Genomic DNA, 12442 nt, shown 5'->3' with positions numbered 1-12442 from the left:
TTGTAAAGACTGAGCCAGTGTCATCGCGCGTTGAGCAGCGCGGACAGCCTGTCGGGCGTGCCAGCGATACGCTCAAGATGTGGATAGCGCAATCCGCCGTGGTAGTCGATCTTGACGACACGTTTGTCGCCATTGATATCGACGCGCAGATTCAGCGGTTCTGATGTGGACGATTGAACCGCGGCTATAAGCGCACGATCCGAAAAGGCTTGTCCATTCACGTCGATCACCCGTGAGCCGGGTGACAAGCCAGCCCAGAATGCCGGGCCATTCCATCGAACGGATTGAACGCCGCCATCTGTATCGATCTGTAGTCCGATCGAATAGTCGAGGTTGATAGCGCCAGCTTCCTTTTCGTCTTGCCGGAAAGTTTCGGTAGGTACGTCGCTATAGCTGAGCTTCCATCCGGCGCGTGCCAGCCCAGCGACCGCGTCATCGGCCGTGTGACTGCGAAGATGGCGATCCAGGAACGCGGCCCAATCATCTGGCGCGACTTGGTGCAGTGCATCGCAGACATCCTGGAAGGTATAGGTTCGGGATTGATTTTGTTGCGCATCGAAGAAGATTCGAGCGAAGTCGTCCAAACCACGCTTGCCATGGCTCAACTCACGCAAGCGCGCATCAACATCCAGCCATAGCAATACCCCTTCCGGATAATAATCTTCTCGGCGCTGCCAATCGCGCCATGACACGTGATGTCCTGCCATATAGATCGCGTCATTGGTGCTGTCCTGCAGATTTTTCCAGCTTCGACCGTCACGGTTGGCAACGATGGCGGCGTCCAATGCCAGCTTGTCCAAGGTCTGCTGACGGTCGCGCAGGCCTGCGCGGGCAGCCAGGACACGACCCCAAAATTCGGTTTGACCCTCATACACCCACAGCAGCGATCCCATGGTCGGCTGATTGAAGGTGGGCGACCATAGATCAGCAGGTTCGCGCCATCGTCCGTTCCAGGCATGGACAAACTCGTGCGCGATCAGATCGAGATTATTGAGTTGTTGTGTGGCGTTGCTGAAGTAGGCGGCAGGAAGGTTGTTTTCACCTTCCTCCAAGTGCTCGATGCCGCCGCCGCCACCGTCCGGCGACAGCACATCGCTCAACGTAACTATCGCATCGTAATGGCGGTATGGTGCTGCCCCGAAAGTCTTCAGGCTTTGAGTGACCAGCGTTTTCATGCGCTCGATGTCGTCATGAGTGACGGCGATATCTTCCGGTGCATCGGCCAGTAAATCCAATGTCACCGCCTTGGCATCACGTTGGTTGAGCACGATCTGGCGGGTGTATCTACCGGCATAGACAGGCGCATCGACCAATTGCTCAAGCGTTACCCTCTGAAAACGGAGCATGTCAGCGCCGTCATGTTGGAAGGCCAGTGCAGTGCCGTCATGTTGGAAGGCTAGCGCAGTGAAGGCTGTAAGACCGTGTGGGAGCATGAGCAGGGCGTCAATGGGAATATCCCGCACATACCAACCGGCAGGGTAGAGCAGTACACGTTGCCAAGGTACGTCGACCATATCGGGTCGCAGCAAATGACTCTTGGCTGGCGCAAGAAACTGGAAATCCAGCGTTATCCATTTAGCGCCTTTGGGCACGTCGATATGGAAGGCATGCATATCCACCGGATCGCGCACCCATTCCGAGCGCGTGCTGTCGACTTGTACCCTCAAACCGGCTAGCTCAGCCACGCCCGCCGTGGGTGCATGACTTGCTGTTTCCCATTCCGGGTAGAGCAATACCGTGTCACCGGGTTCTTGAACGGGGATCATCTCGCGAACGGAAAAAATTTGATGGTCGGTGTCCGCGGCATTGACGGCCAATCTGATCGCTCCATTGAAAGGTCTGTCTTGCGGAGCAGGTAAGGCGGGAGGTAGCGGCATGGCCATCGGTCCCGACCCGATCTGTGCGGTAGCCATGCGCGGGATGGAGACGGTTATCAAGGTCGCCAGACCAAGGCTTATGAAAAGAGGGCGGACTTGGCCGAACAGCATGGAAATCGCACCCACTTTTCAGTACCTCTTTCGTCGCTTAGGCCATGTGTATGGTTTGAGCAATATATCCAAAGTTTTTGCGTAACTGTGTCCGTCTGTTGCATCTGTAATCCCGAAGCAGACGTTGTCGCCGTGCCCCCGTGTCCGCCTGTCCGCGTAAATGTCCGCGGACACCCTGTCTGAGCGAGACGTTGCATGTATCGTATTGATGCATAAGCACCTTCTCGATCTTCTTTTTGGTGGCATATGGTTTGCTGTCTCTCCTCGTTGGCCTTCGCTGTTGGTGGTCAGGGTATGCCGCCGGTTTGACCTGCGAGTCGAAGAAGGGAGCAAGGAGAGGGGATGTTCGGTTACTACCTGCTACTGGCGTTTCAAAGCCTGAAACGCAACAGAGTCCTCACCGCATTGATGGTATTGGCGATTGCTGTGGGAATCGGCGCGAGCATGACCACGCTCACGGTGATGCACATTCTCTCTGGCGATCCGCTTCCGGGGCGGAGCGCGCGCATCTTCTATCCGCAAGTCGACCCCGATCCTAATGACGGCGATAATCACGAACCTCGCGACGTGATGGATTTTCATTCCGCCGTGGATCTCTGGACTGCTCATCGTGCCGATCGCCAAGCGCTCATTGCGAAAGGCGACATTCGAGTCATAGCCCCAGACGCCAATATCCCCGCGCTGAAGATACGCATGTTGGCGACCACGGCGGATTTCTTTCCGATGTTCGACGTTCCGTTCCAGTACGGTCAATCGTGGAGTGGAACGGATGATACGAGTCGGGCGAGGGTTGTAGTGATTTCCGACGACTTGAACAGGAAACTCTTCGGCGGTGCCGATAGCATTGGCCGCATCCTGCGGGTTCGCGACAGCGATCTGCGTATCGTGGGTGTGCTTAAGCCGTGGCGTCCCTCACCGCTGTTCTATAACGTGGCCGGCGGGCGCTTTTCGGATGGCGATACCGCGGACTTCTACGTGAAGCCCGAGGACATCATGATCCCGTTTTCCACGGGGCAAGACATCAATCGCAATCACTTCGAACAATTCACCTGCTGGCATAGCCCCGATCTGACTGGCAGCCAGCAAAATTGGCCATGTTTATGGGTGAGCCTGTGGGTGCAGTTGAATGACGCGTCCAAGGTGTCGTCGTATCGGCGCTTCATCGGCGATTATGCCGCCCAGCAAATGTCGCTTGGACGTTTCAATCATGCCGGCAATACCCGCATGAGAAATCTGATGGGATGGCTGGATTTCAATCATGTGGTGCCGAGCGACGTGCGGTTGCAGACATGGCTGGCATCCGCCTTTCTGGTCATCTGTTTGTTCAATACGGTCGGGCTTTTGTTGGCCAAGTTCCTGCATCGCGGCGGCGAAATTGGTGTGCGGCGGGCACTCGGGGCCACGCGCGCAGCGGTCTTCATGCAGTGTCTGGTGGAGGCTGCTGTTGTCGGCTTGCTGGGCGGCTTGGGTGGCTGGCTGCTGACGTTGCTCGGGTTATGGATCGTGCGCCGGCAACCGACGGCTTATGCGGATCTGGTGCACCTTGATCTGGCCATGTTCATGCTGACGTTCACCGCAGCGGTCGCGGCAACCTTGCTTGCCGGACTGCTGCCCGCCTTCCGGGCGAGCCGCGTGGCACCAGCCTTGCAGCTCAAGACGCTATGAGGGGCTGATCATGCATATCGCGCCGATACTTTCCGCCCTTCGCCGCCATCGCCTGGCTACCCTGCTTATCGCGCTGGAAATCGCGCTGGCTTGTGCAGTGCTATGCAATGCATGTTTTCTGATTGCGAGCCGGGTCGACCAGATGCACATCAACAGCGGCGTGGATGAGGCGTCCCTGGCGCAAATCAAGCTGGACTGTGACGACTGCAATGATGTCGATCTCAACGCACGCGTTCTGTCCGCACTGAGGCAAATCCCGGGCGTGCAATCGGTCAGCGTGATCAACGCGGTGCCGTTTGGGGAGCATGCCGGCGACGCCGGCATTCATCTGGATGCCGCCAATCAAAAGCCCGGCGGGGTGGTCGAGTTCTATGTCGGCGGGCCTGGCAGCTTCCAGGCATTGGGGTTAAACCTGATACAAGGCGCCTTACCTCAGGCGGATGACTATCGCGCCTTGAATGACTTTGTTCCGGCAGACGCGTCTGTATGGATAACGCATGCATTGGCTGCACATCTATGGCCTGGGGAAGATCCGCTTGGCCGCGAATTCTGGATGGACAGGTACCACTATCGTGTTGCGGGCGTGGTGGCGCATCTGGCGCGGCCTAGTGGCGGCGAGGGCGGTCCATCGACCCGGGAGTGGTCGGTATTTGTACCGGGTATTCCAGGCAAACATTTCGCCGACAACTACCTGATTCGCGCACAGCCCGAATCATTGCAGCGCGTGCTACGCGACGCACGTGCCGCCGCCATCAAAGCCGCTCCCGAAGCCGTGCTCGATCAGCAGCAAAGCCGCACGATCGGTGAACTGCGCAACGGCTACTTTCAACAGGACGTCGCGATGACCGGCATCCTTGTGGGAGTCATCGCCGCGTTGTTGCTGGTCACGGCACTCGGCATCGTCGGCCTTGCCAGCTTCTGGGTGGCGCAACGGCGAAAGCAGATCGGTGTGCGCCGTGCGCTGGGCGCAACCCAGCGCGACATCCTGCGCTATTTCCAGACCGAGAATTTCCTGATCGTCAGCATGGGCGTGATGCTTGGCATGGTGCTCACGTATGGCCTGAACATTTGGTTGATGCTGTCCTACGAGTTGCCACGCTTGCCGGTGTATTACCTGCCCATCGGCGTGCTGGCACTTTGGTTGCTCGGGCAACTGGCAGTGCTTGCTCCAGCGCTTCGTGCGGCGGCGGTGCCGCCGGTTGTCGCAACGCGCACCGAATAAGTGCCTTGGTGCGTCCAGACATGCACATCCGCACGCCTCAACCGGCGAAATAGTGACGGAGTGGCGTCCAGAAGGCCCGCAGGCTGCACCACGCGGCACGCTCTGGACGTCATGCCGGGTACGTGGAATAGATCAGGGCATCCCTAGAGGATCACTTGGGGGCGACTTGCCATTGATCATGAATGCATGATGGCTGGTCGCGCGCGCGATAACAGCCTTGGCACATTTTTCACGTCTGACGCACAGTTGAAACAGTAGATGGAAGAGCTGTCATTGCTCTGTAGCAAATACTGCCGCCTGTGAATCCTTTCGATCTCGCCATTCTCAAGTTTTTCAACCACTTTGCCTTCCGGTCCGCCCTGTTTGACCGCATGACCATGGGCATGGAGAGTTTCTATTTCACGCGTGGCCTTGGTTTGATCTGTTTGCTGTGGTGGCTCTGGTTCCGCCATGGCCCGGCCGCGCGGCGCGATCGTGAAATTGTCATCGCCACCACCGTGGCGGCATTTCTTGCCCTGTTCATCGGGAGGCTGCTCGCTCATTACCTGCCATTCCGGCTCCGCCCCATGGCGGATCCGACGTTGATGATGCGTTTCCCAGCGGATGCCTTCACGTGCAAGGCGCCCGTCATACGTACCTGGAGCTCGTTTCCCAGCGATCACGCGATGATGTGGTGCGCGGTGGCAACCGGCATCTATCTGGCGTCACGGCGGCTGGGGATTGTCACGTTCATCTACACCATCATCTTCATCTGCTTTCCGCGCATCTATCTGGGCATGCATTACCCCACGGATGTATTGGCAGGAGCTGTGCTCGGCATCGTGATCTGCTTGATACTCAACCACCCCACGATCCGCGAACGTATCGCAACGCCGGCTCTGGATTGGTCCATCAAGTACCAGGGTGTTTTCTACGCTGCCGTTTTTCTGTTGAGTTTTGAATTGGCAAGCCAATTCGACGAGTTGCGCAAGCTGGGCGAATTCCTGTTGAAAAACGCATGATCAGCGTGTTGCCAGCGCTTTAGCTCATCAGGCCAACTTTTGGTTAATGGAGGCCGTTGGCGTTACTGCCACCAGCCCGCGCGTCTGCAGGCCACGGGAATGAGCATCGCCCCCAAGACGAAGCCGATAAGCGAGCCCAAGCACGACAGCTCCACCAGGGCACGGTACGTCTCGGTCGGTCCCATTCCTCCCGGCCAGGGCAGTGACGAGGCGCCTGAGAGATGCCAGAGAGGAATGGCGGCGAAGGCTCCGCAGGCAGCCAGCGTAGCGATGAAATCCCAGAACAGGGATTCAAGGATCGATGGCCAGCCGCTCGTGAAGTAGTGGCAAACGAGAGCCACCAGCGTGGTGGTCACGACCACGGCAACAAAAGGAATCAGGCCGTCGTGGACGATGTATGAGAAATCCATGGCGATACCCCCCTTAGCCTGGCATGGAACGTGCGCATGGTCATTTCGATCCGCTTATATAGCGCTTATATAACAAATCCAAAAAAATGTACTCGAATTCCATTTTCGTAGGACTTGATAGTGTTTACCCCGCACACATAGTCACACAGACAGGCCACTCGCGCGTGCCTGCAGCATGAACTTAGGTTTCTCCACGAGGTAGGCATGTCCCCATTTCGCGAAAAGCTTGCCGGGCTTCGGCTCGAGCGCATGCATGCGTCCAGGCAGTATGCGGCGGATGGCTTCGTCAACACCTATACCCCTAGCGCCGTGCGCGTACTGGAAAACAGGCCGACCATGGTCGACTTCATGTTGCGCGGGAAGGAGTTGCGGGTGCCCTCGCGCCCGCTGCCGTCGCTCGATCCGCGCGCGGCGTGGACGCGCCGGGTGCAGTCCGGTTTGCGCGCCACCTGGCTTGGCCATTCGACCGTCTTGCTGGACATCGACGGAAGGCGCGTGCTGACCGATCCCGTCTGGGGCAAGCGGGCTTCGCCGTTTCCGTTTCTGGGGCCGAAGCGCTTTCAGCCGGTGCCGGTGGCCATCGATGCACTGCCTGAACTCGATGCCATCGTGATATCGCACGATCATTACGATCATCTGGATTACGTCAGCGTACGTGCACTGGCGGCATTGAACGTACCTTTTGTAACGTCGCTTGGCGTTGGCGCGCGTCTGGAGGCTTGGGGCATTCCGGCCGAACGCATCATCGAACTGGACTGGTGGGAAAGTACGACGCTGCCGAATGGCCTCACCATGACTGCTGCGCCCTCGCATCACTTTTCAGGCCGCACATTGCGCGATCGCAATTCGACGCTATGGTCGTCGTTCGTGATCCGCGGCGAGCGGCACTCGGTGTTCTTCAGCGGTGACACTGGCCTCGCTCCGCACTTCACTGAGATCGGTCAGCGGCTCGGGCCGTTCGATCTGGTGATGATGGAGGTGGGTGCGTTTCATCCTTCGTGGGGCAGCGTGCACCTGGGGCCTGACAATGCTTTGAAAGCGTGGAAGCAGTTAGGCAGTGGAAGCTTTCTGCCGGTGCATTGGGCTACGTTCAATCTGGCGATGCATGCCTGGGATGAGCCGGCGGAAGTGTTGTTCGCGAAGGCACCCGAGGGGTTGGTCATGCCGTTGCTGGGCGAGCCGTTCGAACCGGCGTTCGTGGAAGATGTGCAGCCTTGGTGGCGCAAGGTTGAGCAGGAGCGGTGGAAGGATTCGGGGTTGCAGGTGGTATCGAGGTAGCAATACGTGTAGGTTGGGGTGCAAACCCCAACATCACCACGCTTATCCTTGCACCATGTTGGGGTTTGCACCCCAACCTACGGTGGCTTATGCAGCCTGCATCGCCTCCACCGCTACAATCGCCTCCTGCAACTGCATCAACGTAAACGGCTTGTTGAGCACACGCACACTCTCCGGGATATTCGCGATCGCATCCGCATGGCCGGTAATGATGATCGCCGGCAGCGCATGTTTCTTTGCGCGCAGTTTGCGGATGACTTCGGAGCCTGACATCAGCGGCATGGCGTAATCGCTGATCAGCATGTCCACCGCTTCCAGTTCTTCATCCGGCAGTTCGACGGCTTGCACGCCATCGGGCAGGGCGGTGACACGGTAGCCGAGTTCTTCGAGCAGGGTCATGGTGGTCAGGCGTACGCCGTCGTGATCGTCGATCAGCAGAATGTGCTGCAATCCGTCCGAAGGTGTGCTTTGCGATATCGCGGATGCGGACGATGTGACGGCGACTTGCGGCAGCTCCGTCGCGCGCGGTAGCCAGATTTCCACCGTGGTGCCCTGGCTGAGCCGGCTTTCGATATGTACGGTGCCGCCGGATTGGCGGGCGAAGCCGTAGACCATGCTCAGTCCCAGCCCAGTACCCTTGCCTTGCGCCTTGGTAGTGAAGAACGGTTCGGTGACTCGCTCGAGGTCTTCCGGCGAAATGCCCACGCCGCTATCGGATACGGCCAGCACCACGTAATCGCCGTCGGCAAGACTGGCATGGTCGCCGTGTGCATTGCGGCCTTTGACGCGAATCGTGCCGCCCTCCGGCATCGCATCGCGGGCGTTGATCGCCAGGTTCACCAAAGCAAGTTCCAATTGTCCCGCATCGACATAGGGGTACCAAATACCCTCGTCCATCTGCCAGTCCAGCATCACCAGGCCGCCGAGCGTGTGTTCCAGCAATTGCGTCACCGCCGTGGAAAACCTGGTGAGGTCGATGCTGGCCGGTTCGAGCTTCTGCTTGCGCGCAAATGTCAGCAGGCGTGCCACCAGTGCGGCACCTTGCTCGGCCGCACGGCGGGTGATGTTGAAGATCTTGCTCTGCTCCGGCGCCATGAGTAAGCGAAGTTCCAGCATCTCCAGGCCACCTAGCACGGCGGCGAGCAGGTTGTTGAAATCGTGCGCAATGCCGCCGGTGATCTGGCCCAGTGCATCCATCTTGCGTGAGTGCAGCAATTGCGACTCCAGCTCCTTGCGATCGGTCACGTCCAGCAGCGTGCCTGCGTATTCCAAAGCGTGGCCTTGGGTGTCGTGCAGCAGCACGCCTTGATCCAAAAAATAACGGTACTGTCCCTCGGCCGTACGCCAGCGATACTCCACCGCATAGGCGCGGCCGTCACTGCGTGCCGCCAGCTCTGCCGTTACGCGTGTCCGGTCATCCGGGTGCACGTGTTCCATCCATGGCACGGGTTCGGCCATCAGCTCATCCATCGTGAAGCCGGTCAGTGCCTTGAAGTTGCCGCGCACAAACGTGGGGGCGTGCGGCGAGCGATCATATTTTTCCAGATACAGCATGATCGGCAGCGATTCGAGTATGGCGATCTGCCGCTGTTCGACGCGGCGCAACGCCTGCTCGGCTTGCAACGCGGCGTCGCGCAGTTGCTGCTCCCGCATGGCCTTCAGCTGCATGTCCCGCCGCATCATGAACAGGTCGACGAACACGGCAACTTTCGATTGCAGCACGATCGGTTCGACCGGCTTGAACACATAGTCGACCGCACCCATCGCGTAGCCGCGAATGAGGTGTTCCATCTCCTTGTTGACGGCCGAAAGAAAAATGATCGGGACGCGCTTGGTGTGTTCGCGTGCGCGGATCAACTTGGCGGTTTCGTAGCCGTCCATGCCGGGCATGTAGACATCCAGCAGAATGACCGCGAATTCGTCCTTCAGCAATTGCCGCAGTGCTTCCTCGCCCGAACGGGCCAGCACCACTTCCGCAATGTCTTCCAGCACGGTTTTGATCGCACGCAGATTGCGTTCGTCATCGTCGACGAGCAGAACACGGGCGTGGACGTCGGTTTGCACGGGTTCGTCGGATGTCGTGTGTGCGCGGGGAGTCATGGCTGGTTCTCCAGCGCCAGGTCCGCCGTATGGGAACCAGGCCATGCACGTTCGCGCGAGCGCGTGATCCATACACGCAATAGCGCAAGCAGCAGCTCGATGTCGACCGGCTTGGCGATGTAGTCGGAAGCACCGGCTTCCAGGCATTTCTGCCGGTCGCCCTTCATGGCCTTGGCGGTTACCGCAATCAGCGGCACGCTGGCCAGCGTGAGCTGCGCGCGAATCTGCTGCATGGTTTCGTAGCCATCCATCTCCGGCATCATGATGTCGATCAGCGCAAGATCGATTCCTGGCGTTTGCTCAAGCATGAGGATGCCGTCGCGGCCGCGTTCGGCATGCAGTACCTTCACGTTGTAGTTTTCCAGCACGCTGGTCAGTGAATAAATATTGCGGATGTCGTCGTCGACGATCAGGATTTTTGCGCCCGCCAATTCGGGCATGGCGTTCAACTCCGTGACGAGTGCCCCGTCTGTCGCCACGGGCGGAGACAACGCCGATGTCTGGCGGATGCGCCGCGCGAAATCGGTAAACACGGCGGTCAGGCGTTCCAGTGTCGCCAGCTTTTCCGTGACACTGTATTCGTTCAATGACTGATCCCCCACCAGCTTGTCGTCGCCGGAAATGATGTGGATCGGCACATGCATGGTGTGGGGATCGTGCTTGAGCAGATCCAGCAGCACGACACCATCGATATCCGCCAGGCCAAGATCCAGCGTGATGGCATGGGGGCGAAGCTTGCGCGCCAGGGCCAGCGTGCCGGCGCCGGCGGTCGATATCACGCCCTTGAGCCCGACGCCGCGGGCAATGTCCAACAGGATCGAGGCGAAGGCGGGGTCATCCTCCACGATCAGCACAAATGGTGAATCGGCCAGGGTATCCCGGTCGTCAGTCGCTTCCAGTTGAGCGGGTTCGTTGTCGGGCAGCATGGTGCCGCCGTCTTCATAACGCGCGCCATAGGTGCTGGGCGAGAAGGCTGCATGCGTGGGCAGCTCCATCGGCACGAACAAAGTGAAGGTGGAGCCATGGCCGGGCGTGGAGCGAACCTGCAACTCGCCACCCAGCAAACGCGCGATTTCGCGGCTGATCGACAACCCCAGGCCGGTACCACCGTATTTGCGGCTGGTAGTGCCGTCCGCCTGCTGGAAGGCTTCGAAGATCAGCTTCTGCTTGTCTCTGGGAATGCCGATGCCGGTATCGGTCACGGCAATTTCAATGGCGAATTCCGCGCCGCGCAGTACAGGGTGATGTGGGCTCCAGCCGCCGGCCACGCGGCTCACCGCCAGCGTGACGCTGCCTTGCGAGGTGAACTTGAAGGCATTCGACAGCAGATTGAGCACGATCTGCTGCAGGCGCTTTTCGTCGGTGCGGATCGACGTCGGCAGGATAGGGCGGAATTCGACCCGAAAATCCAGATTCTTGTCGATGGCCAACTGGCGGAAGGTGCGTTCCATGTGCTGCTTGAGGCTATTCATCGACATGTCGCCGATCTCGATCGACACGGTGCCGGATTCGATCTTGGACAGATCGAGAATGTCGTTGATCAAGCTGAGCAGGTCCGAACCGGCGGAGTGGATGGTGCGCGCAAATTCGGTCTGCTTGTTGCTGAGGTTGCCCTGCGGATTGTCGGCCAGCAGCCGCGAAAGAATGAGCAGGGAGTTCAGCGGTGTGCGCAGCTCGTGGCTCATATTGGCCAGGAACTCGGACTTGTATTTGGACGTGAGTGCGAGCTGCTCGGCATTTTCTTCCACGGCGCGGCGCGCCAGTTCGATCTCGAAGTTCTTCGCTTCTACCTGCCTCTTTTCGTTCTCCAGCAGTTGCGCTTTTTCCTGCAGTTCCTCGTTGGTGGTGTGCAGCTCTTTCTGCTTGGTGGTCAGCTCGGTCTGCCGTGCTTGCAGTTCCTGCGTCAGCAGCTGCGATTGTTTCAGCAGACCTTCCGTACGCATGGTGGCGGCGATCGTGTTGAGGACGATGCCCACCGATTCCATCAACTGACCGAGAAAGCTCTGGTGCGTTTCGTTGAAACGGCTGAACGATGCCAGCTCGATCACGGCTTTGACGTCGCCTTCGAACAGCGCCGGCAGCACCGCAATATTGACCGGCGCTGCCTGGAGGAGGCCCGAGTTGATGCGGATGAAATCACCCGGTACCTCGGAGAGCAGAATCGCGCGCTTGTCGGCTGCGCACTGACCGATCAGTCCTTCGCGCAACGTGAAGGTAGGTTTGAGCATCCCGGTGCTTTCCGCGCCGTAACTGGCGACCAGGTCAAGCACGGTTTCGCTTTCCTCGCGGCGCGCTACGTAGAACACGCCATATTGCGCATTCACCAGCGGCGCAAGTTCCGACATGATCAGGTTGGACACGGTAGCCAGGTCGCGCTCGCCCTGCAGCATGCGCGAGAAGCGGGCGAGGTTGGTCTTCAGCCAATCCTGCTCCGCATTCTTCAAGGTTTGATCCTTGAGGTTGCGGATCATCTCGTTGATGTTGTCTTTCAGCGAGGCCATTTCGCCGGAGGCTTCCACGGCGATCGAGCGTGACAAGTCGCCCTTGGTCACCGCGGTTGCCACGTCGGCGATCGAACGCACCTGGTTGGTCAGGTTGGCGGCCAGCTGGTTCACGTTGTCGGTAAGGTCGCGCCACAAACCGGCCGCGCCGGGTACGCGCGCCTGTCCGCCGAGCTTGCCCTCGGTACCCACTTCGCGTGCGACGCGCGTCACTTCCGAGGCGAAGGAGTTGAGTTGGTCCACCATCGTGTTGATGGTGTTTTTCAGTTCCAGGATT

General features: G+C 59.0%; 9 protein-coding genes. 4 read left to right on the top strand and 5 right to left on the bottom strand.

The annotated features are described in order from the left end of the window. Positions 1–20: 20 nt before the first annotated feature. Positions 21–1817: a M61 family metallopeptidase gene (locus IEX75_RS02605; protein ID WP_188792692.1), complete on the bottom strand. Its 1797-nt coding sequence runs from the start codon at positions 1815–1817 to the stop codon at positions 21–23. A 513-nt stretch (positions 1818–2330) separates the two neighbouring features. On the opposite strand from IEX75_RS02605, the gene IEX75_RS02600 reads away from it, so the two are divergent. Beyond that, positions 2331–3653: an ABC transporter permease gene (locus tag IEX75_RS02600; protein WP_188792691.1), complete on the top strand. Its 1323-nt coding sequence runs from the start codon at positions 2331–2333 to the stop codon at positions 3651–3653. Positions 3654–3663: 10 nt separating this feature from the next. Beyond that, positions 3664–4875 (top strand): ABC transporter permease, encoded by a 1212-nt coding sequence (locus tag IEX75_RS02595; protein ID WP_188792690.1) that lies wholly within the window; start codon positions 3664–3666, stop codon positions 4873–4875. Between the two features lie 176 nt (positions 4876–5051). Here IEX75_RS02595 and IEX75_RS24065 read toward each other — a convergent pair whose 3' ends face one another. Beyond that, complete coding sequence (locus tag IEX75_RS24065) at positions 5052–5417, bottom strand: hypothetical protein (protein ID WP_229720780.1); 366 nt, start codon at positions 5415–5417, stop codon at positions 5052–5054. Here IEX75_RS24065 and IEX75_RS02590 point away from each other — a divergent pair. Beyond that, positions 5373–5876 (top strand): phosphatase PAP2 family protein, encoded by a 504-nt coding sequence (locus tag IEX75_RS02590; protein ID WP_479725507.1) that lies wholly within the window; start codon positions 5373–5375, stop codon positions 5874–5876. The two genes, IEX75_RS24065 and IEX75_RS02590, sit on opposite strands and share 45 nt — an antisense overlap. Positions 5877–5938: 62 nt before the next feature. Here the strand turns inward: IEX75_RS02590 and IEX75_RS02585 are convergent, their stop codons facing one another. Further along, positions 5939–6286 carry a hypothetical protein gene (locus IEX75_RS02585; RefSeq protein ID WP_188792688.1) on the bottom strand — a complete coding sequence of 116 codons (348 nt, stop codon included), beginning with the start codon at positions 6284–6286 and terminating at the stop codon, positions 5939–5941. A 204-nt stretch (positions 6287–6490) separates the two neighbouring features. Between IEX75_RS02585 and IEX75_RS02580 the strand changes: the two genes are divergently transcribed. Continuing rightward, positions 6491–7564: an MBL fold metallo-hydrolase gene (locus IEX75_RS02580; RefSeq protein WP_188792687.1), complete on the top strand. Its 1074-nt coding sequence runs from the start codon at positions 6491–6493 to the stop codon at positions 7562–7564. An 87-nt stretch (positions 7565–7651) separates the two neighbouring features. Here the strand turns inward: IEX75_RS02580 and IEX75_RS02575 are convergent, their stop codons facing one another. Then, entirely contained in the window at positions 7652–9664 is a 2013-nt protein-coding gene (locus IEX75_RS02575; protein WP_188792686.1) for a response regulator, read from the bottom strand. Continuing rightward, a partial coding sequence (locus IEX75_RS02570; protein ID WP_188792685.1) for a response regulator occupies positions 9661–12442 on the bottom strand: 2782 nt, incomplete at its 5' end. The genes IEX75_RS02575 and IEX75_RS02570, both read right to left, overlap by 4 nt.

It is taken from the genome of Dyella nitratireducens, from assembly GCF_014642835.1.
Classification (GTDB): Bacteria; Pseudomonadota; Gammaproteobacteria; order Xanthomonadales; family Rhodanobacteraceae; genus Dyella_B; species Dyella_B nitratireducens.
The sequence above is the reverse complement of the archived record's forward strand: the minus strand, read 5'-3'. Positions and strand labels throughout refer to the sequence as shown.

Bases quoted from the DNA above. Each gene is read 5' to 3' on its own strand.
- IEX75_RS02580 (WP_188792687.1), top strand. From the start codon at position 6,491: ATGTCCCCATTTCGCGAAAAGCTTGCCGGGCTTCGGCTCGAGCGCATG.
- IEX75_RS02595 (WP_188792690.1), top strand. From the start codon at position 3,664: ATGCATATCGCGCCGATACTTTCCGCCCTTCGCCGCCATCGCCTGGCT.
- IEX75_RS02585 (WP_188792688.1), bottom strand. From the start codon at position 6,286: ATGGATTTCTCATACATCGTCCACGACGGCCTGATTCCTTTTGTTGCC.
- IEX75_RS02600 (WP_188792691.1), top strand. From the start codon at position 2,331: ATGTTCGGTTACTACCTGCTACTGGCGTTTCAAAGCCTGAAACGCAAC.
- IEX75_RS02575 (WP_188792686.1), bottom strand. From the start codon at position 9,664: ATGACTCCCCGCGCACACACGACATCCGACGAACCCGTGCAAACCGAC.
- IEX75_RS24065 (WP_229720780.1), bottom strand. From the start codon at position 5,417: ATGAGCGAGCAGCCTCCCGATGAACAGGGCAAGAAATGCCGCCACGGT.